This is a genomic window from Arthrobacter sp. TmT3-37 (assembly GCF_054510835.1).
On the sequence record NZ_JBTNDU010000002.1, the window covers coordinates 373,866 to 397,013 of the forward strand.

The following is a 23,148-nucleotide window of genomic DNA, read 5'->3' on the forward strand; positions in this document are numbered from 1 at the left end:
CTTGGTGCAGGCCCAACCTCGGCCCGAAAGAATTGAACACGGTAGGAGGCGTTGTCGTCAACTGTTGAACGCAACCTCCGGTGAAAACAGAGGAAAACTTTAGGCAGAACTCGCCAGGGCGGGGGTGAACCCCGGTTGGGCGAGGACGACGGCTGCCGCGCCCAGGGCCTCGGCGCGATCACCGAGGGAGGACATGCAGACGTTCGTGGTCTCGCCGACGATCGGCACGGCATGGCGGGCCAGGCCACGGCGGACCGGCTCGAGCAGGATGTCCCCGAGACTGGTCAGCGGTCCGCCGATGACGATCGTCTCCGGGTTGATGAGGTTGGCCGTATGGGCCAGTGCCCGGCCGATGGCGACACCGGCGTCATCGATCACCCGCAGGGCCGCCGTGTCGCCGGCGAGTGCCCAGTCGATGATGCGCTGCGTGTCGACGGTCTCGTTGCTGCCCCGGCTGAGCAGTTCGATCATCGTCGAGGTGGAGGCGACGGTCTCGAGGCAGCCGCGGTTGCCGCAGCGGCAGATGACGCCGTGCTCGTTGATGGTGGTGTGGCCCAGTTCCCCCGTCACCCCGACGTTGCCGTAGTACAGGGATCCGTTGAGGACCAGACCGGAGCCGATGCCCGATCCGACCTTCATGAACATCAGGTTCTCGACGGCGCTGTGCGGACCCCAGGTGACCTGCGCGAGGGCACCGAGATTGGCGTCGTTGTCGATGAAGACGGGGACCTGCAGCCGTTCGCCGAAGGTCTCGTGGATGTTGATCCCCACCCACTCGGGCAGGATGGCGCCCTGCACCACCGTGCCCGTCCTGCGGTCGATGGGGCCCGGGATGCCGATGCCCGCGCCGAGGAGGGACCTGCGGCCGATCCCGCCGTTCTCCAGCAGGGTGTCGAGGAGGTCCGACGCCGCGGTCAGTCCGTCGACCGCGCTGTGGCCGAGGGGGAGGCTGACGGCCGCCTCCTGGACGACGCGGTAGTTCGGGCTGGCGAGCACGACGCGGAGGTGGCGCCGGCCGATGTCGATGCCCGCGGCCACCTGGCCGTTGTCGTTGAGGATCACCGACAGTGCCCGCCGGCCGGAACTGGTGGTCGGAGCCGTGCTGACGACGCCGGTCGCGGCCATCACCTTGACGATGTTGGAGACCGTCGCCGTGGACAGTCCGGTCTGCCGTGACAGCTCCGCCTGCGTCTGGGGCCCGCCGCTCATCAGGGCCGCGATGACCCGCTGCTGGTTCTGCTCGCGCAGGGCGGACTGCGAGCCCGGCTTCGGAAGCGGGGCGCTCAGGCTTGTCCTCGCCGTCGAGGGGGGATCTGCGGGCATGATCTCTAGGGTGCCGCAGGGCTCCCTTGTAGTCAAGAAGTTAACGCGGCGCGATGTTCCTGCGCGAGGGACCGGTAGCGATCGGCGTTGGCCTTCACGGCGTCGACCTCGGCGTCGTCGAGCTGCCGGCGCACCTTGCCCGGGACGCCGGCCACGAGGGAGCGCGGGGGGACGACCGTCCCCTCGAGCACCACGGCGCCCGCGGCGACGAGGGAGCCGGAGCCGATCACGGCACCGTTCAGGACCGTGGCTCCCATGCCGATGAGGCAGTCGTCCTCGATGGTGCAGCCGTGCACGACGGCGGCGTGCCCCACGCTCACGCCGGCGCCGATGTGCGCGGGGTACCCGGGATCGGCGTGGACCACCACGTTGTCCTGCAGGTTCGTGCCCTCGCCGATCCGGATGGCCGCGGTGTCGGCCCGCACGACGGCGCCGTAGAACACGCTCGCGAAGGGCCCCAGCACCACCTCGCCGATGAGGGAGGCCGTCGGGGCGGTGAATGCCGAATCGCTGACGTCGGGGGTCTTGCCGCGGAAGGGGATCAGGTGTGCCATGGCGCCAGCCTAGGCGACGCCCGGCCGGCCGGGGAGTGATCGGTGCCGGTCGGCGAAGGACGGCCGGTGAAGGCGGGTCCGCTCGGATCCGTCAGTTGAAGACGATGGTGCGGCGCCCGTCGAGGAGGACGCGGCGCTCGGCGTGCCACTGCACCGCCTGGACGAGGGCCCTGCCCTCGAGTTCGCGCCCGATCGACGTGAGCTGCTCTGCCGTCCGCGCGTGGTCCACGCGGATGACCTCCTGCTCGATGATCGGCCCCTCGTCGAGGGCGCCGGTGACGTAGTGGGCTGTGGCGCCGATCAGTTTCACTCCTCGGGCGTGGGCCTGGTGGTACGGCCGAGCCCCCTTGAAGGACGGCAGGAACGAGTGGTGGATGTTGATGGCGCGCCCGAGCAGGTCCTCGCAGAGCTCGTCACTGAGGATCTGCATGTAGCGGGCGAGCACCACGAGTTCGATGTCGTGCCGGTCCATCAGGGCTCGCAGTTCGGCCTCGGCCTCCGCCTTGGTCGCGGGAGTCACCGGGATGTGGTGGAACTCGACCCCGTAGAAGGCGGCGAGGTCCTCGAGGTCACGGTGGTTGGACACGATCACCGGGATGTCGATGGCCAGGGTCCCGGAGCGGTGCTGGAACAGGAGGTCGTTGAGGCAGTGCGCGGCCCTGGACACCATGATGAGCGTGCGCGTCCGCCGCTCGGACCGCGCGAGCGCCCACTCCATCCCGAACTCCGCGGCGACGGGTTCGAGGGCCGAGCGGAGCTCCTGTTCCGGGGCGTCCGTGGCGAGTGCCACCCGCATGAAGAAGGTGCCCGTGTCCGGGCTCCCGTACTGCTGGGACTCGGTGATGTTGGCGCCCACGCCGACCAGGGCGCCGGACACGCCGTGGACGATGCCGGGCCTGTCGGGGCACGAGAGCGTCAGCGAATAGGAACGGGAGGTGTCGGGGGAGGTCACCTACGCCAGATTACCGGCAGGCCCCTCGTGTGACGCGATGCTTCGGAGGGCGCCGACCGCGGCTGCCGCCGCGGTGCGGCCCGCACGGGAGGCACCGAGGGTCGATGCCGATGCCCCGTAGCCGACGAGCAGGAGTCGCGGCTCCCGTCGGACGTGGACGCCGTCCATCCGGATGCCGCCGCCGGGCTCGCGGAGGCGCAGCGGGGCCAGGTGGTCCAGCGCGGCCCGGAATCCGGTGGCCCACAGGACGACGTCGATCGGCTCCTCCGATCCGTCGGTGAACACGGCGGAGTGGTCCAGGAGCCGGGCCAGTGGTCCCCGCGACACGAGGATGCCGGCGTCGATCCCGGCTCGGTACTGCGCGGTGAGGGACAACCCGGTCACGGACACCACGCTGGCCGGCGGGAGCCCGGCGCTCGTGCGGGCGTCGACCTCGGCCCCGACCTCCCTGCCCCACTCCGGATCGAACGGCCGGCGGGTGAAGGCCGGCGGGCGGCGGGTGGACCACAGGGGATGGGCACCGGCCTCGTGGAGCTGGAGCAGGAACTGCACGGCGGACGTCCCTCCGCCGACCACGAGGACGCGCCGGCCCTCGAACTCGGCGGCCGACCGGTAGTCGTGCGTGTGCAGCTGGCGGCCCGTGAAGAGGTCCCGGCCGGGGTAGTAGGGCCAGTACGGGCGGTCCCAGGTGCCCGTCGCGTTGATGACGACGTCCGCGATCCATGCACCATCTGTCGTCCCGACCCTCAGCGGGCCGGCGCCGTCGTCCGCGCCACCGCTGGACGCGCCACCGCTGGACGCGTCGTCGGCCGACCCGACGCGGAGCACGGTGACCGGTCGGACGACCGGCACGTCGAACTCCCGCTCGAAGGCCCCGTAGTAGCGATGGACCACCTGCGAGGCGGGCTCCTGGGGGTCGGGCGTGCCGAGCGGGAAGCCGGGCAGGTCGTGGAGGGCGTGGGCGGCATCGAAGGTCAGGGCGGGCCAGCGATGCAGCCAGGCACCACCCGGCGCGCGATTCGCATCGAGGACCACGAAGTCCCGGTGCGGCTCGAGCCCCCGGCGCCTCAGGTGGTACGCGCTGCTCAGCCCCGCCTGGCCCGCACCGATCACGACGACGCGCACCCTGCGCGGTTCCCCGCCCGCCGATACCTGCTGAACCGACCCGAGCATGACCAAGACCTCCCCGGCGGCGCCCGTCCGTCGGGACACCGTTCCACTCATCCCGAACGGGCCGGCATGAGCCCGTATTCCACGGGCTCCCGCCACAGGCCCGGGAGGGAGCCGCCCCTTCGGGCGGATGCCGAGGAGGCGGAGCACGCGGGCCGGGCGCCCCGCGCGGGAGTGCGCAGGGAGCGGTGGCGGGGCACGCCGTCGTACGGCTAGCATGGGACCGTCGCGACTGGCGTAGGGTGGGCAACCACCAGGAAGCGGCATGGAGCCGGATCGATCCCCCCGGGAGGACCCGTGCTTCCAGTGCAGACCACGGATCGCACGCCTGGGCCGCGGGTCACGTTTCTGAGCGGCCGGGGCGCGGATGATCGATCCGCCGCCTCACCCGCGACTCAAGCTGACCTCTTGCGAGACCCACAGAAGGATCAACCGATGACCACTTCGCCCACGGCTCCATCCCAGGCTGCCGCAGATTCCGTCACCAACGCGCCCCTGTCCGAGGTGGACCCGGAGATCGCCGCCGTCCTGCGGGACGAACTCGCACGTCAGCGGGACACCCTCGAGATGATCGCCTCGGAGAACTTCGCGCCGCGCGCCGTCCTCGAGGCGCAGGGGAGCGTGCTGACCAACAAGTACGCGGAGGGCTACCCCGGGCGGCGGTACTACGGCGGCTGCGAGCACGTCGACGTCGCGGAGAACCTCGCGATCGAACGCGTCAAGGCCCTGTTCGGCGCGGAATTCGCGAACGTGCAGCCGCACTCCGGCGCCCAGGCCAACGCCGCGGCCCTCGCCGCCATGATCAAGCCGGGCGAGAAGATCATGGGCCTGTCCCTCGCGCACGGCGGACACCTGACGCACGGCATGAAGCTCAACTTCTCCGGCAAGCTGTACGAGGTCGCGGCCTACGGCGTCGAGGAGGACACCCACCGCCTCGACATGGAGCGCGTGCGCGAGCAGGCGCTCGCCGAGAAGCCCCAGGTCATCATCGCCGGCTGGTCCGCCTACCCGCGCCAGCTCGACTTCGCGGCCTTCCGCTCCATCGCCGACGAGGTCGGCGCGCTCCTGTGGACCGACATGGCGCACTTCGCCGGCCTCGTGGCCGCGGGCGTCCACCCCAGCCCGGTGCCGCACTCGGACGTCGTCACGTCCACCGTGCACAAGACCCTCGCCGGACCGCGCTCCGGCGTGATCCTGGGCAAGCAGGAATGGGCCAAGAAGCTCAACTCGAGCGTCTTCCCCGGCCAGCAGGGCGGCCCGCTCATGCATGTGATCGCGGGCAAGGCCACGGCCTTCAAGATCGCCGGCTCACCCGAGTTCAGGGAGCGCCAGGAGCGCGTCCTCGAAGGTGCCCGGATCATCGCCGAGCGCCTCACCGGGGCCGACGTCGCCGAGCACGGCGTCTCGGTCCTCACCGGCGGGACCGACGTCCACCTCGTCCTCGTCGACCTCCGCAACTCCTCCCTCGACGGCCAGCAGGCGGAGGACGTCCTGCACTCCGTCGGCATCACGGTCAACCGCAACGCCGTGCCGTTCGATCCCCGCCCGCCGATGGTGACCTCAGGCCTGCGCATCGGCACCCCGGCGCTCGCGACCCGCGGTTTCGGCGCGGCCGAGTTCACCGAGGTCGGGGAGATCATCGCGGCCGCCCTGAAGCCGTCGCCCGACGTCGAGGCGCTGCGCGCCCGTGTCTCAGCACTCGCGGCGGACTTCCCGCTCTACCCGGGCCAGGAGGAGTGGTAGATCCGATCCTCCGCGCCGCCCTCTCCTCGAGGGCGGCGGCGTCACCGGACTTCGACATCCCCGCCGCAGAGTGCTGCTTCACCGGCTGCTGCGACCGCGGCAAGGCATTCCTGCTCGAACAGCTGGACGAGCGACCAGAGAAGGATCTTCCCCATGAACAACGCCCGCATCCTTGACGGCAAGGCGACAGCCGCACGTATCAAGGAGGAACTGACCGAGCGCGTGAGCGCGCTGCGCGAGCGCGGGGTGACTCCCGGCCTCGGCACCGTCCTCGTCGGCGACGATCCCGGAAGCTCGTCCTATGTGGCCGGCAAGCACCGCGACTGCGCCCAGGTCGGCATCACCTCGGTCCGTCGCGACCTGCCGGACACGATCACGCAGGAGGAGCTCGAGGCCGTCCTCGACGAGCTGAACGCCGACGACGCCACGACGGGCTACATCGTCCAGCTCCCCCTGCCCGCCCACATCGACACCAATGCCATCCTCGAGCGCATCGACCCGGCGAAGGACGCCGACGGCCTGCACCCGACCAACCTCGGGAGGCTCGTCCTCAACGTCAACGCGCCGATGGACTCCCCGTTGCCCTGCACCCCGCACGGCATCGTCGAGCTCCTGCTCCGCCACGACGTGGCGCTCACGGGGCTGAACGTCCTCGTCGTCGGACGCGGCGTGACGGTCGGCCGTCCACTGGGCCTGCTGCTGACGCGCAAGCAGGTCAACGCGACCGTGACCCTCGCGCACACCGGGACCGTCGACCTCGCCGACCACCTCGGACGGGCCGACGTCGTCGTCGCCGCGGCCGGCATCCCGCACATGATCCCGGCCGGGCAGCTCAAGCCCGGCGCCATCGTGCTCGACGTCGGCGTGAGCCGCGTCGAGGACCCGGACACCGGGAAGGCGACGCTGACCGGCGACGTCGCCCCGGAGGTGGCGTCGGTGGCGAGCTGGCTCTCGCCGAACCCCGGGGGAGTGGGGCCGATGACCCGCGCGATGCTGCTCACGAACGTCGTCGAGGCCGCCGAGCGTCAGGCGGCCGGGGCCTAGGCCCGCGCGAGAACTCCCATTGGCTTCTGCCAATGGGAGTTCTCGCCTAGGCTGGGCAGGTGTCGACGACCCCCTCCGGACCACCGGTCATCTCCGCCCAGCAGCTCAGCAAGCACTACGGTGACTTCCGGGCGGTGGACGGCATCTCCTTCGACGTCCCCGCGGGCGAGTCGTTCGGCCTGCTGGGGCCGAACGGGGCCGGCAAGTCCACGACGATGCGGATGATCGGCGGTGTCTCGCAGCGGACCTCGGGCAGGCTCACCATCATGGGCCTCGACCCGGAGGAGCACGGTCCGGAGGTCCGCGCCCACCTCGGTGTGGTCCCGCAGCAGGACAACCTCGACGAGGAACTGCGGGTGCGCGACAACCTGCTCGTCTACGGCCGGTACTTCGGCCTGCCGATGAGCTACCTCAGGCCCAAGGCCGACGAACTGCTCGAGTTCGCGCAGCTCACGGACAAGGCCACGGCCAAGGTGGATGCGCTGTCGGGCGGCATGAAGCGGCGCCTGACCATCGCCCGCTCCCTGATCAACGAGCCGAAGATCCTGCTGCTCGACGAGCCCACCACCGGGCTGGACCCCCAGGCGCGCCACATCCTGTGGGACCGCCTGTTCCGGCTCAAGGAGTCGGGCGTGACACTGATCCTCACCACGCACTACATGGACGAGGCCGAGCAGCTCTGCGACCGCCTGGTCGTCGTCGACAAGGGCCGGATCATGGCCGAGGGGTCGCCGGCGCAGCTCATCCGCGACCATTCGACCCGGGAGGTCCTCGAACTGCGGTTCGGGTCCGAACGCAACACCACAGTGGCGGCGGAGCTGCAGGGTATCGGGGAACGCCTCGAGCCGCTGCCGGACCGGGTGCTCATCTACGCGGACGACGGCGAAGCGGCCCTGGAACAGGTGACCTCGCGCGGGCTCCGGCCGATCACGTCGCTCGTCCGGCGCTCGTCGCTCGAGGACGTCTTCCTGCGCCTGACCGGAAGGAGCCTCGTTGACTGACCCGACACCCGCCCGCGTGCAGGAAACGGCAGCACCGCCCTACCGACCCTCCGCCCACCCGCCGGCGGTGTCAGCGGCGCGCGCCCGGACGTTCGGCTCCTGGTACTACGCCGAACACGTGCTCCGGTCCATGAACAGCTACCGCTGTACGCTGCTCGCCTCGAGCGTGGGCACACCGGTCCTGTACCTGTTCGCCATGGGGGTGGGGCTCGCGACGCTCGTCGACCGCACCGCAGCGGGAGCGTTCGGCGGTGTCGGCTACCTCGCTTTCCTCGCCCCCGCCCTGCTGGCGTCGGCGACGATCATGACGGCGGCCACCGAGTTCACCTACCCGGTCATGGACGGATTCAAGTGGCGGCGCGTCTACTACGGCCCGCACGCATCGCCGCTCAGCACGGACCAGATCGTCGACGGGCACATCATCGCGATCACGGCGCGCCTGACGGCGACGACGATCATCTACTTCCTCATCGTCGCGGCGTTCGGCGCCTCCCCGTCCGCCGCCGGCGCGGCAGCCATCCCGGTCGCCGTCCTCAGCGGCCTCGCGTTCGGCCTCCCGCTGATGGCCTATTCGGCCGGCGTCGAGGAGGACAAGGGCCAGTTCGCCCTCGTGATGCGCTTCGTCGTGACCCCGATGTTCCTCTTCAGCGGCACCTTCTTCCCGCTCGACACGCTGCCCGTGTTCCTGCGGTGGATCGGCTGGATCTCGCCGCTGTGGCACGGCACCGAACTCGGCCGGGCACTCACGTACGGGTACGACGTACCGGCGTGGCTCGCCGTCGTGCACGTGCTGTTCCTGCTGGTCCTCGCCGTGATCGGCTGGCGCAGGGCCCACACGGTGTACGCGAGGAGGCTCGGGAGATGAGCGCGCAGCTGACGGCCCGGGACTATGCCCTCAGTGGGTCGAAGCGGCCCCTGGCGGCGCTCTACTCGCGCAACGCGAAGGCGGTCATCGCGCGCGGCCTGCTGGCGACGCGCAGCAGCAACTGGCTGATCATGGTGTCCGGATTCTTCGAACCCGTGCTCTACCTCGTCTCGATGGGAGTGGGGCTCGGGGCACTCGTCGGCACCCTTGCCGGACCGAACGGCGAGCAGATCAGCTACGCGGCCTACATCGCGCCGGCGCTGCTGGCCGTCTCCGCGATGAACGGGGCCGTGTACGACAGCACGTGGAACGTGTTCTTCAAGATGAACTTCGCGAAGCTCTACCAGGGCATGCTCTACACCTCGCTGGGGCCGCTCGACGTCGCCATCGGTGAGATCTTCCTCGCCCTGCTCCGCGGAGCGATGTACGCCACAGGCTTCACCGCCGTGATGGCCGTGATGGGACTCGTCACCACACCCGTGGCCCTGCTCGTGATCCCCGCATCTGTCGTGATCGCGTTCGGGTTCGCGTCCTTCGGCATGGGGATCACGAGCTACATGAAGACCTTCCAGCAGATGGAGTGGATCAACTTCGTGATGCTCCCGATGTTCCTGTTCTCGGCCACCTTCTATCCGCTGAGCGTCTACCCGCAGGGCCTCCAGTGGTTCATCCAGGCCCTGCCGCTCTGGCACGGGGTCGAGCTGCTGCGCCAGATCAGCATCGCCTCGTTCACCCCGGCCGCCGTGCTCCACCTCTGCTACTTCCTCGTCATGATCGTGGTCGGCATGCTGCTGACCACGCTGCGCCTGCGGAAGCTGTTCCTGAGGTAGCCCTCACACCACCAGCGTCGCGTAGACCACGTAGTTGTCGTCGAAGGCGCCCGTCTCCGGGTTGTAGCCGTCGCAGGTGATCAGGCGCAGCTCCGAGCCGGGAGTGTTCCCGTACACCGTCAGGGTGGGGAACTCGTCCTTCTGGTAGGCCTCGCCGCGCTGGAACTCGAAGACCGCCGTGGTGCCGTCCTCGCGGACGACGTTCATGCGGTCGCCGGAGGAGAGGGAGCGCAGGTCGGCGAAGACGCCCTTGCCGCCGTCGGTCGCATTGACGTGCCCGAGCATCACGGCGGGTCCGCGTTCGCCCGGGGTGGGGGACCGGTCGTACCAGCTCGCCGGGGCGCCGGGGCCGTCCGGCGGAACCTCCAGGCTCCGGTTCTCCCGCAGGCCGAGGGTGAGCAGATCGGTCCGCACGCCGATGGAGGGGATCTCCAGCGTGACCGGCGCCGAGGCGGCGAGCACGGCAGGCTGTGCCGTCGGTGGGGCAGCAGGAGCGGCCGGCTCCGTGGCAGCAGCCGCCGAGGGCACGGCCGGACCGGGTGCAGCCGACGCAGGACCGGCGGAGCTGCTCGCAGGGGCCGACGGGGAGTCCGGGGTCGCTGCGGGCGCGTCCCCGGTTCCGCAGCCGGCAAGGAGGAAAAGGGCGGCCACCGCCGGGGCGGTGAAGCCCCAGCGGCGGCCGGTTACCTTACTGATCACGGGAAGCGATCAGGATCATGCGTTGGTCGCGCGGCGGCGGACGGCGTAGGTTCCGCCGGCGGCTGCAGCCAGGACCAGGCCACCGCCGAGGGCGATCATGCCCGCGGAGTTGGAGGAGGACTCGGTGGCGACACCGGTGTCGGCTCCGCCGGACGGCATGGCGCCCATCTGGGTCGCGGCGAGGGTGCCGCACAGTGCGGGCGAGGTCGCGCCGAGCGGGAGCTCGGGAGCGATCTCGGACGGGCTGCCGAAGACCTCCGGGGACACGCCGGCCGTGGCGGGATCGAGACCGTGCACGACGACGACGGCGGTGCCGGCTTCGAGCGATGCCTTGGTGGCGGCATCGAGGGTGATCTCGCGCTGGATCGAGTAGGTCCCGCCCTGGCCACCGAGCTGCAGGTTCAGGCCCTCGGCAGGGGTGGTGGCGCCGGAGGTGGTGAGCGTGGTCTGGATGTCTCCGTAGCCCGGGACACCCTCGGCGACGTTGATGATCCCGTCGCCATTGGCGTCGTCGGCGGGCGTGGGGCAGACGCCCTTGGCGCCACCGTGGATGTGCTGCACGTGGGGGTACGGGGCGTCCATGAAGGTCTGGGCGAGACCGGAGACCTGCAGGTTGACCATCGCCTTGTCACCGGTGACGTCGAGCGTGATCGTGCCGGAGCCCGTGGTGCCGTTCAGCTGGCCGAGGGTGGACGAGTAGGAGCCGTCGGCGGCCATCGCGGGAGACCCGGCGAGGGCGACAGCGCTGATGGCGAGGGCCGGTACTGCGAGGAGACGCATCTTCTTGTTCATGGGTAAGTCCTCCGTAGTGCGAATGAAGCGCACCGTAGGGCGCGCACGACAGTACTTCGCGGTGACCCCGGTCACGGATGGGCGGAGATGGAAGAAACCTTGGGGAAGCCTGACAGTTCGCCCGCGGTGGAAGGAGCGGGAGGCGCCCGGACGATGCGGGAGAATGGTCGGATGCAGTCACTGGGAAGTAATGGCCGGCCCGCGGGCCGGGGTATGAGCATGCGCATGGGCAGCGCCGGGATGGCGATCATGCTCGTCGTGTTCCTGGTCGCCGTGGTCTTCGCCGCGAACCAGAACGACGTCGTCGGCTGGCTGGTGGTGATCATCTCCCTCGGCTGGCTCCTGGTCTTCAGCTTCGTCGTGTTCAGCCTCCGCTCGGCCGCGCGCAAGGCCGCGTCCCGCCTCCAGGGGCATGCGGGGTTCGGCGGGCAGGGGCAGGCCGCTCCGGTCGCCGTCGACAGGGCCCGGGACCTCAAGCTGGACCACAGCTTCAAGATCGTCCAGGTGCAGGTCGGAGTCGTGCGTGAATACCTCGGCCGGGACGAGGGGATGGTCGAGCGCGCACTCGAGACGATCGAGATCACCTCGCACAATGCCCGCTCCATGATGAAGGGGTCCACGGACGGCCCCGTGGAGGGCACCGTCGTCGACTGACGGGCCCCCGTCGGAGATGAATCGGAATATCGTGCGGGGTAAGGTTGATCGAGTGAGTCCGGCATCGAACCCTCCGCAGAATCCCCTCCGCATCGCCTCCGTCAATGTCAACGGAATACGTGCCGCCTACAAGCGGGGCATGCAGGAATGGCTGGACGGGCGGGACGTCGACATCCTCTGTTTGCAGGAGGTCCGGGCCCCCGATGCCGTGGTCCGCGACCTGCTCGGGGACGGATGGCACATCCTCCACACCGAGGCCGACGCCAAGGGCCGTGCCGGGGTCGCCGTCGCCTCCCGCCGGGCGCCCACGGCGACGCGCACCACCATCGGCGACAGCTACTTCGAGACCGCCGGCCGGTGGGTCGAGGCGGACTTCGAGGTCGACGGCGCGAGCCTGACGGTCGTGAGCGCCTACGTGCACTCCGGCGAGGTCGGCACGCAGAAGCAGGACGACAAGTACCGCTTCCTCGACGCGATGACCACGCGGCTGCCCCAGCTCAGGGACGGCGCCGACCATGCCGTGGTGATGGGCGACCTCAACGTCGGCCACACGGAGCTCGACATCCGGAACTGGAAGGGCAACGTCAGGAAGGCCGGTTTCCTGCCCGAGGAACGCGCCTACTTCGACCGCTTCTTCTCGGACGAGTGCGGTTTCGTCGACGTCGCACGGCTCCTGGCGGGCGAGGTCGACGGTCCGTACACCTGGTGGTCATGGCGGGGCAAGGCGTTCGACAACGACACCGGCTGGCGCATCGACTACCAGCTGGCCACGCAGGCCCTCGCGAAGAGCGCACTGAGCGCCGACGTCGACAGGGCGCCGAGCTGGGACACGAGGTTCTCCGACCACGCCCCTCTCGTCGTCGACTACCAGATCCAGAGTGCAGGACAGCTTCCATGACGACACCCGCCCCCGCCCCGGCCCCGAACCGGCGGCAGCGCATCCTCTCCGGCATGCAGCCGTCCGCCGGCTCGCTGCACCTCGGCAACTACCTCGGTGCGCTCGTGCACTGGGTACGTCTGCAGGAGACCTACGACGCCGTCTTCTTCATCCCCGACCTCCATGCGATCACGGTGCCGCAGGACCCGCAGGAACTGGCGCACCGTACGCGCCTCACGGCCGCCCAGTACATCGCCGGAGGTGTGGACCCGGACCGGGCCACCCTCTTCGTCCAGTCCCACGTGCCGGAGCACGCCCAGCTGGCCTGGGTGCTCAACTGCTTCACCGGCTTCGGCGAGGCGTCGCGCATGACCCAGTTCAAGGACAAGGCGTCCAAGCAGGGCACGGATGCCGCCAGCGTGGGCCTCTTCACCTACCCCGTCCTGCAGGCCGCGGACATCCTCCTGTACCAGCCCGACGGCGTGCCGGTCGGCGAGGACCAGCGGCAGCACGTCGAACTGAGCAGGGACCTGGCGCAGCGCTTCAACTCCCGCTTCGGGGACACCTTCGTGGTCCCGAAGCCCTTCATCCAGAAGGAGTCGGCGAAGATCTACGACCTGCAGAACCCGACGGCGAAGATGTCGAAGTCCGCGTCCTCGGTCGCCGGGCTGATCAACCTGCTGGACGATCCCAAGGTCACGGCCAAGCGCATCAGGTCGGCGGTGACCGACGCCGGAACGGAGATCCGCTTCGACACCGCGGAGAAGCCGGGCATCTCGAACCTGCTGTCCATCTACTCGGCGCTGTCCGGCAAGGGCATCGCCGAGCTGGAGGCGGAGTACGAGGGACGGATGTACGGGCACCTGAAGGTGGATCTCGCCGACGTCGTCGTCCAGGCGTTAGCGCCCGTGCGGACCCGGGCGGAGGAACTGCTGTCCGACCCCGCGGAACTCGACCGCCTGCTCGCGCAGGGTGCGGCGAAGGCCCGGGACCTCGCGGCCCCCACGCTCGCCGACGTCTACGCCCGCGTGGGCTTCCTCCCCGCCGCGGGAGTCCTCTGATCCATGTGCGCCTCGACCGGTCAGCCCAGCGGAGCGGTGACGACCATGGCCGGATCCGACGTGGACGGTAGCTGCGTCGGGATCACCATCCCGATCCCCGAGCCCCTCGCCGGTGCCCTGGAATCGTGGCGGGCGTCGTTCGGGGACCCCATGGCGGCCGTCGTGCCCCCGCACATCACCCTCATCACGACGACGCCGGCGTCCGACTGGGACGCGACCATCGACCACGTGCGTGCGGTCGCCCGCACGCAGCGGCCCTTCGAGGTGCGCCTGCGCAGCACCGGTTCCTTCCGGCCGGTCTCGCCCGTGGTGTTCCTGAAGCTCGTCGAGGGCTTCGACGAGTGCGTGGAGCTGCACGCGCGGCTCCAGACCGGACCGCTGGAACGGGACCTGGACTTCCCCTTCCATCCGCACGTCACGGTGGCGCATGATGTGTCCGAGGCCGGCATGGACGCCGCGGTCGAGGAGCTCCACGCCTTCGAGGCATCCTTCGAGGTGCGATCCATGGGACTCTACGAGCACGTGCCGTCGGGCCTGTGGAAGCTGAGGGAGGAGCTGCATTTTGGCGAAGTCGCTGACGGCTCCGAAGCCGCCGCAGGTTGACCAGCCCTCGCCCGCCAGCCTGCCGGACCTCCGCCGCAAGGTCCTCGACGCGCAGGTCCGCCTGGGCCGACTGACCCGGTCCGGAAGCGGGGGCTCCGAGCTCCTGCTGGCACGGCTCGACCTCGCGATCTGCCGGTTCTACACCCTGCGACCCGTGCGCGTCGTGCTGCTGTACAACGAGCGCCGGGGCCCACTGATGGCGGCCGGACTGGCGTACCGGTTGTTCTTCGCGATCGCGGCACTCCTGGTCGTGGGGTTCGCCGCGCTCGGCCTCGTCGTCGCGGGGGATGCGGACCTCCGGGATCTTTCCGTCGACGCCCTCGACCGGGCGGTGCCGGGACTGATCGACAGGGGCGAGGACGGGCGGGGACTCGTGACCCCTGCCCGTCTCTTCGACGCGACCAGTGGCCTGGGCTGGACGATCGTCGTCTCCTCGGCCGTGATGCTCGTGACGGCGCTCGGCTGGATCGGGGGGATGCGCCAGGCGATGCGCGGGATCTTCGCCCTCCAGCCCGTCGCGGCACCCCCGATCGTGCTCTGGCTGAAGGATCTGGGCACGCTCGCGGTGCTCGGTGTCATCATGCTCGTGACGACGGGACTGGGTATCGTCGCCACCAACTCGCTGGGCGCACTCCTGGCGATCCTCCACCTGGCAGCAGTGAGCCAGGTGCTGACGCAGGCGGCAGGATTCGCCGTGATGATCCTGCTGGACATCCTCGTGGCCGTGGTGCTGTTCCACTCGGCGTCGGCCATCCAGATGCCGCGCCGGATCCTGCTCCAGGGGTCGGTCATCGCGGGGCTCGGGACGACACTGCTGCGGACCTTCTCGACGCAGATCCTGGGCACCTTCGGCAACAACCCGCTGCTGCTGTCCTTCGCCGTGATCCTGGCGCTGTTCATCTGGTTCTTCCTCCTCAGCCAGGTCTACCTGCTGGCGACGGCCTGGTGCGCGGTGGGGTCGGCCGACGCCCTGACCCGGGCGGAGCGCGAACACCACGCGAAGGGCGGCACACTGCGGCAGCGGAGCCGACGGAAGCCGGGCACCGGGAATCCTCCCACCTGACCCGCCCTGACCCGCCGTGACCTGAGCTGACCCGCCGTGACCTGAGCTGACCCGATCCGCCCGTCCTGCTCGCAGCGACGAGGTGCCCGGGAGACCTCGGGAACGACGAAGGGCGGCCCGTCGATGCGGGCCGCCCTTCTCGGCAGCTGGACTGCGTGATCGCCGGTGGCGGTCAGATCTTGCGGGTCAGGATCGCCTGCTTGACCTCGGAGATCGCCTTCGTGACCTGGATGCCGCGGGGGCATGCCTCCGAGCAGTTGAAGGTGGTGCGGCAACGCCACACGCCTTCCTTGTCGTTCAGGATCTCGAGGCGCATGTCCCCGGCGTCGTCGCGCGAGTCGAAGATGAAACGGTGCGCGTTCACGATCGCCGCGGGGCCGAAGTACTGGCCGTCGGTCCAGAAGACGGGGCAGGACGACGTGCACGCAGCGCACAGGATGCACTTGGTGGTGTCGTCGTAGCGGTCGCGCTCCTCGGCGGACTGCAGGCGCTCCTTCGCGGGCTCGTGGCCCTTGCTGATCAGGAACGGCATGATCTCGCGGTAGGACTGGAAGAACGGCTCCATGTCGACGATGAGGTCCTTCTCCACGGGAAGGCCCTTGATGGGCTCCACGAGGATGGGCTTCGACGTGTCGAGGTCCTTCAGCAGGGTCTTGCAGGCGAGGCGGTTACGTCCGTTGATGCGCATGGCGTCGGAGCCGCAGACACCGTGCGCACACGAGCGGCGGAAGGAGACGGAGCCGTCATGCTCCCACTTCACCTTGTGCAGCGCGTCCAGCACGCGGTCCGTGCCGTACATGGTCAGCTTCCACTCGTCCCAGTGGGCGTCGTCGGAGACCTCGGGATTGTAGCGGCGGACCTTCAGGGTGATGTCGAACGTGGGGATCTCTCCACCGCCGCCGACGCCGGGCGCGAGCTCGACCTTGGAGGCCGGCTCCTTTTCCATCGTTTCGGTGCTCATCAGTACTTACGCTCCATGGGCTGGTATCGGGTGAAGATAACCGGTTTGGTCTCAAGGCGGACGCCACTCGTCTCGGTGGCGCTGGGATCCTTGTAGGCCATGGAATGGGTCATGAAATTCTCGTCGTCACGCTCCGGGTAGTCCTCGCGGAAGTGGCCACCACGGGACTCCTTGCGGTGCAGGGCCGCCGCCGTCATGACCTTCGCCATGTCGAGGAGGAACCCGAGCTCGACGGCTTCGAGGAGATCGAGGTTGAACCGCTTGCCCTTGTCCTGCACGGTGATCCGCGTGTACCGCTCCTCCAGCGTATCGATCACGCGGAGGGCCTCGATCAGGGTCTGCTCGGTGCGGAACACCTGGACATTCGCGTCCATGATGTCCTGCAGCTCCTTGCGGATCTGCGCCACACGCTCTCCGCCCTCCGAGCTGCGTGCCCGGTTGAGGAGCTCCTCGGTCTCGACCGTGGGGTTCTCGGGGATCTCGACGAAGTCGGCCGTCAGGGCGTACTCGGCCGCGGCCAGCCCTGCGCGCTTCCCGAAGACGTTGATGTCCAGGAGCGAATTGGTGCCGAGGCGGTTCGATCCGTGCACCGAGACGCAGGCGACCTCGCCGGCGGCGTAGAGGCCCGGGACCACGGTGTCGTTGTCCGCCAGGACCTCGGCCTTGATGTTCGTCGGGATGCCGCCCATGGCGTAGTGCGCCGTCGGGAAGACAGGGACAGGCTCCGTGTAGGGCTCCACGCCGAGGTAGGTGCGGGCGAACTCGGTGATGTCCGGGAGCTTCGCGTCGATGTGCGCGGGCTCGAGGTGCGTCAGGTCGAGGAGGACGTAGTCCTTGTTCGGTCCGGCACCGCGGCCCTCGCGGACCTCGTTCGCCATGGACCGCGCGACGATGTCACGCGGGGCGAGGTCCTTGATGGTGGGGGCGTAGCGCTCCATGAAGCGCTCACCCTCCGAGTTGCGGAGGATGGCGCCCTCGCCGCGGGCGGCCTCGGAGAGCAGGATGCCCAGTCCGGCGAGGCCGGTCGGGTGGAACTGGAAGAACTCCATGTCCTCGAGGGGGATCCCGCGGCGGAAGGCGATGCCCATGCCGTCCCCGGTCAGGGTGTGGGCGTTCGACGTCGTCTTGTAGACCTTGCCGACACCGCCCGAGGCGAAGACGACGGACTTGGCCTGGAAGATGTGCAGTTCACCCGAGGCCAGGTCGTAGGAGACGACGCCGGCGACGCGCTTCTGGATGCGCGTCACGCCGTCGACCGTGACCTCCTCGTCCACCATGAGCAGGTCGAGGACGTAGTACTCGTTGTAGAACTCGACGTTGTGCTTGACGCAGTTCTGGTAGAGCGTCTGCAGGATCATGTGTCCCGTACGGTCCGCCGCGTAGCAGGACCGGCGGACGGGGGCCTTGCCGTGGTCGCGGGTGTGGCCGCCGAAGCGCCGCTGGTCGATGCGTCCCTCGGGGGTGCGGTTGAACGGGAGGCCCATCTTCTCGAGGTCGAGGACCGCCTCGATGGCTTCCTTGGCCATGACCTCGGCCGCGTCCTGGTCGACGAGGTAGTCGCCGCCCTTGACGGTGTCGAAGGTGTGCCACTCCCAGTTGTCCTCCTCGACGTTGGCGAGTGCAGCGCACATGCCGCCCTGCGCCGCACCCGTGTGGGACCGGGTGGGGTAGAGCTTCGTCAGGACGGCGGTGCGGGCGCGCTGCCCTGATTCGATGGCTGCGCGCATCCCCGCGCCACCGGCGCCGACGATGACGACGTCGTACTTGTGGACCTGCATGCTGGTCGCTCTTTCTGTTGAAACCGGTGTGTGTGCACGGGGGCGCCCCAAAAGGCCCGCCGTGCGGGAACTGCCGACGTGGGCAGGCTTACGGTGCGGGGCAGTAGTCCGCGACGTGGGCCACCCCGTCGATGACGGGGCAGGGGTCGAACGTGAAGATCACGAGGGTGCCGAGCACCAGGATGACCACGGTCGCCGTGTACAGGACACCCTTGAGCCACATACGGGTGCTGTTCTTCTCGGCATAGTCGTTGATGATCACGCGGATGCCGTTGGTGCCGTGCAGCATGGACAGCCACAGCAGCGTGAGGTCCCAGATCTGCCAGACGGGGTCCGCCCACTTGCCGGCGACGAAACCGAAGTCGATCCCGGTGATGCCGTCACCGGCGACGAGGTTCACGTAGAGGTGGACGAGGATCAGCACCAGGAGGATGGCGCCGGAGAGGCGCATGAAGAGCCAGGCGGTCATCTCGAAGTTGCCGCGCGAGCCGGGGGTGCGTGAGTAGCCCGGGGCGACGCGTCCGGAGCGGGGGCTTTCGATGGTTGGGGTAGCCATGGGTACTAACCTCCGAAGACGTGCGAGAGATGGCGGATCGAGAAGGCGATCATGACGACCGCCCAGAGGCCTACGACGGCCCACAGCATCTGGCGGTGGTACCTCGGACCCTTCTTCCAGAAGTCCACGAGGATGACGCGGACCCCGTTGAAGGCGTGGAACAGGATGGCTGCGACGAGGCCGAGTTCCCCGAGACCCATGATCGGGTTCTTGTACGAGGCGATGACGGCGTCGTAGGCTTCCGGCGAAACGCGGACGAGCGACGTGTCCAGGACGTGCACGAGGAGGAAGAAGAAAATCACTACCCCGGTGATGCGGTGGGCCACCCAGGACCATTGGCCTTCCCGGCCACGGTAGAGGGTGCCTGCTGGTGTCAGTGTCTTCGGCATTGAAATTACCTCCCTGCATCGCATGGGCGTTAGCGCGTTATACGCAGGGATTACGCCGGTGCGACAGCACTCTTCAGATAAGAATAATGTAGGCCGGTGACACTTCCCGTTCAATTTAGGCACCCCTTCCCTGTGACCTTGTTAACACCCGTGCACACCGGGTCGGACAGGGCATCGGCAGAGCGCCGACCGGGAGCCGGCCGGGACGGTGGCGAGGGTGCGTGCCGGGGTCCACGCCGGGACTGATGGAGGTCCTCCCCCGAGTGCCGGAGGCGCTGCCGGGGCCGTCCCCGATGAGGGACGGATCGCCGCCGGGGACCGCCCGTCCGTTACCGTGGAACGGATGAGTACAGAGAGGGCCGCGGCCCAGACCCCCGAGAACGTGCTGGACCGCTTCCACGGCGTCATCCCCGCGGGAGGCACGGGCACACGCCTGTGGCCGCTCTCGCGGGCGGCCGCACCCAAGTTCCTGCACGACCTCACGGGGTCCGGCAGCACCCTGATCCGGGCGACGTACGACCGCCTCCGGCCGCTGTGCGACGGACGCATCATGGTGGTCACCGGGATGGTGCACCGCCGGGCCGTGCTCGAGCAGCTGCCCGAGATCGAGGACATGAACCTGGTGCTCGAGGCCGAGCCGAAGGATTCCGGGGCGGCGATCGGGCTGGCGGCGGCCATCCTGCACCAGCGGGACCCGGACATCATCATGGGGTCCTTCGCCGCCGACCAGGTCATCGCGCCCGTGGACGTCTTCCAGGCTGCGGTGCGAGAGGCCATCCAGACCGCGGCACGGGGATACATCGTCACGATCGGCATCAAGCCGACCCACGCGTCCACCGGGTTCGGGTACATCCGCGCCGGTGAATCGCTCGCCTCGGCGGGAGCGCCCAGCGCGCGCGCCGTCATCGAGTTCGTCGAGAAGCCCTCGCAGGAGGTCGCCGACGGCTATATCGGGAGCGGCAACTACTCGTGGAACGCGGGCATGTTCGTGGCACCCGTCGACCTGATGCTGAAGCACCTCTCCGCCAACGAGCCCGAGCTCTACGCGGGACTGATGGAGATCGCCGAGGCGTGGGACACCCCACGCAGGGTGGAGGTGGCCCGCCGGGTCTGGCCGACCCTGCCGAAGATCGCGATCGACTACGCCGTGGCGGAGCCGGCCGCCGCCGCGGGCGACGTCGCCATGATCCCCGGGGAGTTCAACTGGGACGACGTCGGCGACTTCGCGGCCATCGGCCGCCTCAATCCTGCCGAGGAGAACAGCGAGCTCACGGTGATGGGGGAGGGGGCCCGCGTCTTCTCGGAGAACGCGTCCGGGATCGTCGTCTCCGACACCAAGCGGGTGATCGCCCTCATCGGCATCGACGACGTCGTCATCGTCGACACACCCGACGCGCTCCTCGTCACGACGAAGGAGCACGCGCAGGAGGTCAAGAAGGCCGTCGAGAGGTTGCGCGCCAGCGGCGACACGGACGTGCTGTAGGACGGGACCCCGATTCGTCCATGACACGGGCGAGTCCGATCGTGTGAGGGTGCCGGGCCGTCGGTCGGTAGGCTGATCCAGTGGAAACGTCCAGTACCCAGAGTCCGCCGATCTCCCGAGTAGGTGCCTCCCTCGAGCCGATGCTCGGCGAGCTGACCGAGATCCGGCGCGACATCCACCGGCATCCGGAGCTGTCCTACAAGGAACACCGGACCACCGACCTGATCGTGGCCAGGCTCGCGCAGGCCGGGCTCGTGCCGCACCGGCTCGAGGGCACCGGAGCCTACGTGGACATCGGCCGGGGGCCCCTGCGGATCGCCCTGCGGGCGGACATCGACGCCCTGCCGATCGTCGAGGAGACGGGGCTGGACTACACGTCGGCCGCCACCGGTGTCACCCACGCGTGCGGGCATGACATCCACACCACGGTGATGCTGGGGGTCGCACTCGTGCTCGCCGACCTGGATGCCGACGCGCCGCTACCCGGCACGGTGCGCATCATCTTCCAGCCCGCGGAGGAGATGATGCCCGGTGGGGCGATCGACGTCATCGCCCAGGGCGTGCTCACCGGCGTCCCGCGGATCCTGGCGCTCCACTGCGATCCGAGGATCGACGTCGGCCTCGTCGGCACGCGTATCGGCGCCATCACCTCGGCGTCGGACACCATCCGCGTGGAGCTCAGCGGCCGCGGCGGCCACACCTCGCGCCCGCACCTCACCGAGGACCTCGTGTTCGCCCTCGCCTCCATCGCCGTGAACGTCCCGGCCGTCCTCTCGCGCCGCATCGACGTGCGCAGTGCGGTGTCCGTGGTGTGGGGGCAGATCCATGCGGGCTCCGCGCCCAATGCCATCCCGGCGCACGGCTTCATGTCCGGCACGCTCCGCTGCCTCGACGGGGAAGCCTGGGAATCGGCGGGCGAGCTGCTCGACCGTGCCGTGCGCGAGGTGGCCGCCCCGTTCGGGGTCGACGTGAGGCTCGAGCACATCCGCGGCGTCCCCCCGGTGGTGAACCAGGAGGCGGAGACCGGGTTACTGGAAGCCGCGGCTCGCGCCGAACTCGGTTCGGGCGCCGTCGTCCTCACCCCGCAGTCCATGGGCGGCGAGGATTTCGCCTGGATGACCCAGGAGGTGCCCGGTGCCATGATGCGGCTGGGCACGCGCACCCCCGGTGGCGAGACCTACGACCTCCACCGCGGGGACTACGCACCCGACGAAGGCGCGATCGCCTGCGGTATCCGCGTGATGGCCGTCGCCGCCCTCCAGGCCGTGCTCGGTCGAGACCACTGATGGCCGGGTCCTGCGTCCTGGAGGAACCGGGACCTCCTCCCGGCTGTCCTCAGCCGCCTGTGCATAACGAAAACCGAACGATCCTCCCGCCCGGACCGCCCGTGTAGTGTTCCCCATCACTTGGCGCTTAGGATATTCGCATACGTGCTGCACCGACGGTGTCGCGGCGCCACGGTCTCCCAGTGAAAACAGAGCCTCGGATCCAATCGTGGACCGTGATGGACACTCACTGGTATTCGTCCCGTGGCGCATTTCTCTCCTGGAGGCATTTTTGAAGAACTCACTGCGCTCATTCTCGCGTGGCACCGGCCTGTCCGCCGCCGTTCTCGGCGTCTCGGCCCTCGTCCTGTCCGGCTGCGGCGCGCCGCCCGCCGAGGACTCGGCCGGTGGCGGCTCGAGCGCCGAGGCCAACACCGACTACCTCGGCTGCATCGTCTCCGACTCCGGTGGATTCGACGACCGCTCGTTCAACCAGTCCAGCTACGAGGGCCTGAAGAAGGCCGAGACGGACCTCGGCATCACGATCAACCAGGCCGAATCGCAGGCCGAGACCGACTTCGGCCCCAACGTCGACCAGATGGTCCAGGCCGGGTGCAACCTCACCGTCACCGTCGGCTTCCTGCTCGCGGACACGACGAAGGCAGCGGCGGAAGCCAACACCGATGCCAACTTCGCGATCGTCGACGACAACTCGATCGACCTGCCGAACGTCAAGCCGATCATCTACGACACGGCGCAGGCCGCGTTCCTCGCCGGCTACGCAGCGGCGGCGACCAGCGAGTCCGGCAAGGTGGCCACCTACGGCGGCATCAACATCCCGACCGTGACCATCTTCATGGACGGCTTCGCCGAGGGCGTGGACTACTTCAACGAGGAGACCGGCGGCGACGTGCAGCTCCTCGGCTGGGACAAGGAGAGCCAGAACGGCACGTTCGTGGGTAACTTCGAGGATGCCGCCGCAGGCAAGACCAACACCCAGAACTTCATCAACGAGGGTGCCGACATCATCATGCCGGTCGCCGGTCCGGTCGGCTCGGGCACGCTCGACGCCGTCATCGAGGCGAACGCGGGCGGCAAGGACGTCAAGGCGATCTGGGTCGACTCGGACGGCTACGAGACCGCAGGCAAGGGCGAGGAGTTCATCCTCACCTCCGTCATGAAGCTCATGGGCGACGCCGTCGAGGACGTCATCAGCACCGATGTCGAGGGCAACTTCGACAACACCCCGTACGTCGGCACCCTGGAGAACGGTGGCGTGGCACTGGCGCCGTTCCACGACCAGGAGGCCAGCGTCCCCGCCGATCTTCAGACCACGCTCGACGAGCTGAAGGAACAGATCATCTCCGGCGATATCGCGGTCGATTCGGCCGCCAGCCCGAAGTAACAGCGCACCGCACGAGAACCGCCTTCCTCCCGGGGCTTTCCGCCGGGAGGAGGGCGGTTTGCGTTCGCCGCGGGTGCATG

At 69.1% G+C, this 23,148-nt stretch carries 23 protein-coding genes; 13 read left to right on the forward strand and 10 right to left on the reverse strand.

Annotation, left to right across the window (positions count from 1 at the left end; all coding sequences use genetic code 11):
• Positions 1–99 precede the first annotated feature (99 nt).
• The 4 genes from ACX80U_RS04530 to ACX80U_RS04545 form a co-directional block, all read right to left on the reverse strand.
• Positions 100–1,323 (reverse strand): ROK family protein, encoded by a 1,224-nt coding sequence (locus ACX80U_RS04530; RefSeq protein ID WP_133082727.1) that lies wholly within the window; start codon positions 1,321–1,323, stop codon positions 100–102.
• Between the two features lie 32 nt (positions 1,324–1,355).
• Positions 1,356–1,877, reverse strand: a complete 522-nt coding sequence (locus tag ACX80U_RS04535) for a DapH/DapD/GlmU-related protein (protein ID WP_133082728.1) — start codon at positions 1,875–1,877, stop codon at positions 1,356–1,358.
• A gap of 91 nt (positions 1,878–1,968) precedes the next feature.
• Positions 1,969–2,829, reverse strand: coding sequence for a formyltetrahydrofolate deformylase (purU, locus tag ACX80U_RS04540; RefSeq protein WP_133082729.1), 861 nt, complete (start codon positions 2,827–2,829; stop codon positions 1,969–1,971).
• Positions 2,830–4,002, reverse strand: coding sequence for an FAD-dependent oxidoreductase (locus ACX80U_RS04545; RefSeq protein WP_459267568.1), 1,173 nt, complete (start codon positions 4,000–4,002; stop codon positions 2,830–2,832).
• A 432-nt stretch (positions 4,003–4,434) separates the two neighbouring features.
• Between ACX80U_RS04545 and glyA the strand changes: the two genes are divergently transcribed.
• The 5 genes from glyA (at position 4,435) to ACX80U_RS04570 (ending at position 9,482) form a co-directional block, all read left to right on the forward strand.
• The gene (glyA, locus tag ACX80U_RS04550) at positions 4,435–5,742 is read left to right on the forward strand and encodes a serine hydroxymethyltransferase (RefSeq protein ID WP_133082731.1); all 1,308 of its coding nucleotides are present in this window, start codon (positions 4,435–4,437) and stop codon (positions 5,740–5,742) included.
• A 153-nt stretch (positions 5,743–5,895) separates the two neighbouring features.
• Positions 5,896–6,786: a bifunctional methylenetetrahydrofolate dehydrogenase/methenyltetrahydrofolate cyclohydrolase gene (locus ACX80U_RS04555; RefSeq protein ID WP_133082732.1), complete on the forward strand. Its 891-nt coding sequence runs from the start codon at positions 5,896–5,898 to the stop codon at positions 6,784–6,786.
• A gap of 59 nt (positions 6,787–6,845) precedes the next feature.
• Complete coding sequence (locus ACX80U_RS04560) at positions 6,846–7,787, forward strand: ABC transporter ATP-binding protein (RefSeq protein WP_208740647.1); 942 nt, start codon at positions 6,846–6,848, stop codon at positions 7,785–7,787.
• A complete protein-coding gene (locus ACX80U_RS04565; protein WP_459267569.1) occupies positions 7,780–8,652 on the forward strand; it encodes an ABC transporter permease in 873 nt (290 codons plus the stop codon). Before ACX80U_RS04560 ends, ACX80U_RS04565 begins: the two co-directional genes overlap by 8 nt.
• Positions 8,649–9,482 carry an ABC transporter permease gene (locus ACX80U_RS04570; protein ID WP_459267570.1) on the forward strand — a complete coding sequence of 278 codons (834 nt, stop codon included), beginning with the start codon at positions 8,649–8,651 and terminating at the stop codon, positions 9,480–9,482. The genes ACX80U_RS04565 and ACX80U_RS04570 overlap by 4 nt, the downstream gene beginning before the upstream one ends.
• Positions 9,483–9,485: 3 nt before the next feature.
• Here ACX80U_RS04570 and ACX80U_RS04575 read toward each other — a convergent pair whose 3' ends face one another.
• Both ACX80U_RS04575 and ACX80U_RS04580 read right to left on the reverse strand, forming a co-directional pair.
• Entirely contained in the window at positions 9,486–10,181 is a 696-nt protein-coding gene (locus ACX80U_RS04575; RefSeq protein ID WP_133082735.1) for a sortase domain-containing protein, read from the reverse strand.
• 15 nt (positions 10,182–10,196) lie between these two features.
• The gene (locus tag ACX80U_RS04580) at positions 10,197–10,973 is read right to left on the reverse strand and encodes a hypothetical protein (RefSeq protein ID WP_133082736.1); all 777 of its coding nucleotides are present in this window, start codon (positions 10,971–10,973) and stop codon (positions 10,197–10,199) included.
• A 171-nt stretch (positions 10,974–11,144) separates the two neighbouring features.
• Between ACX80U_RS04580 and ACX80U_RS04585 the strand changes: the two genes are divergently transcribed.
• Genes ACX80U_RS04585 through ACX80U_RS04605 form a run of 5 tightly spaced genes read left to right on the forward strand, consistent with a single transcriptional unit; the run spans position 11,145 to position 15,231 of the window.
• The gene (locus ACX80U_RS04585; RefSeq protein ID WP_133082737.1) at positions 11,145–11,627 is read left to right on the forward strand and encodes a hypothetical protein; all 483 of its coding nucleotides are present in this window, start codon (positions 11,145–11,147) and stop codon (positions 11,625–11,627) included.
• A 16-nt stretch (positions 11,628–11,643) separates the two neighbouring features.
• Positions 11,644–12,525, forward strand: a complete 882-nt coding sequence (locus ACX80U_RS04590; protein ID WP_459267571.1) for an exodeoxyribonuclease III — start codon at positions 11,644–11,646, stop codon at positions 12,523–12,525.
• Positions 12,522–13,565, forward strand: coding sequence for a tryptophan--tRNA ligase (gene trpS / locus ACX80U_RS04595; protein ID WP_133082739.1), 1,044 nt, complete (start codon positions 12,522–12,524; stop codon positions 13,563–13,565). The genes ACX80U_RS04590 and trpS overlap by 4 nt, the downstream gene beginning before the upstream one ends.
• Before the next feature lie 45 nt (positions 13,566–13,610).
• Positions 13,611–14,168, forward strand: a complete 558-nt coding sequence (locus tag ACX80U_RS04600; protein ID WP_459267572.1) for a 2'-5' RNA ligase family protein — start codon at positions 13,611–13,613, stop codon at positions 14,166–14,168.
• Entirely contained in the window at positions 14,128–15,231 is a 1,104-nt protein-coding gene (locus tag ACX80U_RS04605) for a YihY/virulence factor BrkB family protein (RefSeq protein WP_133082741.1), read from the forward strand. The genes ACX80U_RS04600 and ACX80U_RS04605 overlap by 41 nt, the downstream gene beginning before the upstream one ends.
• 172 nt (positions 15,232–15,403) lie before the next feature.
• On the opposite strand, the gene ACX80U_RS04610 is transcribed toward ACX80U_RS04605, so the two are convergent.
• The 4 genes from ACX80U_RS04610 to sdhC all read right to left on the reverse strand — a co-directional run bounded on the left by ACX80U_RS04610 (position 15,404) and on the right by sdhC (position 18,915).
• Positions 15,404–16,192: a succinate dehydrogenase iron-sulfur subunit gene (locus ACX80U_RS04610; RefSeq protein ID WP_208740650.1), complete on the reverse strand. Its 789-nt coding sequence runs from the start codon at positions 16,190–16,192 to the stop codon at positions 15,404–15,406.
• Positions 16,192–17,970, reverse strand: a complete 1,779-nt coding sequence (gene sdhA / locus ACX80U_RS04615; RefSeq protein WP_459267573.1) for a succinate dehydrogenase flavoprotein subunit — start codon at positions 17,968–17,970, stop codon at positions 16,192–16,194. Before sdhA ends, ACX80U_RS04610 begins: the two co-directional genes overlap by 1 nt.
• 88 nt (positions 17,971–18,058) lie before the next feature.
• A complete protein-coding gene (locus ACX80U_RS04620) occupies positions 18,059–18,526 on the reverse strand; it encodes a succinate dehydrogenase hydrophobic membrane anchor subunit (RefSeq protein WP_133082744.1) in 468 nt (155 codons plus the stop codon).
• A 5-nt stretch (positions 18,527–18,531) separates the two neighbouring features.
• Positions 18,532–18,915, reverse strand: a complete 384-nt coding sequence (gene sdhC / locus ACX80U_RS04625; protein WP_133082745.1) for a succinate dehydrogenase, cytochrome b556 subunit — start codon at positions 18,913–18,915, stop codon at positions 18,532–18,534.
• A gap of 343 nt (positions 18,916–19,258) precedes the next feature.
• On the opposite strand from sdhC, the gene ACX80U_RS04630 reads away from it, so the two are divergent.
• From ACX80U_RS04630 to ACX80U_RS04640, 3 genes are all read left to right on the forward strand, one after another.
• Positions 19,259–20,398, forward strand: coding sequence for a mannose-1-phosphate guanylyltransferase (locus ACX80U_RS04630; protein WP_459267574.1), 1,140 nt, complete (start codon positions 19,259–19,261; stop codon positions 20,396–20,398).
• Between the two features lie 140 nt (positions 20,399–20,538).
• Positions 20,539–21,684 carry an amidohydrolase gene (locus ACX80U_RS04635; RefSeq protein ID WP_432206149.1) on the forward strand — a complete coding sequence of 382 codons (1,146 nt, stop codon included), beginning with the start codon at positions 20,539–20,541 and terminating at the stop codon, positions 21,682–21,684.
• A gap of 271 nt (positions 21,685–21,955) precedes the next feature.
• A complete protein-coding gene (locus ACX80U_RS04640) occupies positions 21,956–23,068 on the forward strand; it encodes a BMP family lipoprotein (RefSeq protein WP_459267575.1) in 1,113 nt (370 codons plus the stop codon).
• Positions 23,069–23,148: the final 80 nt, after the last annotated feature.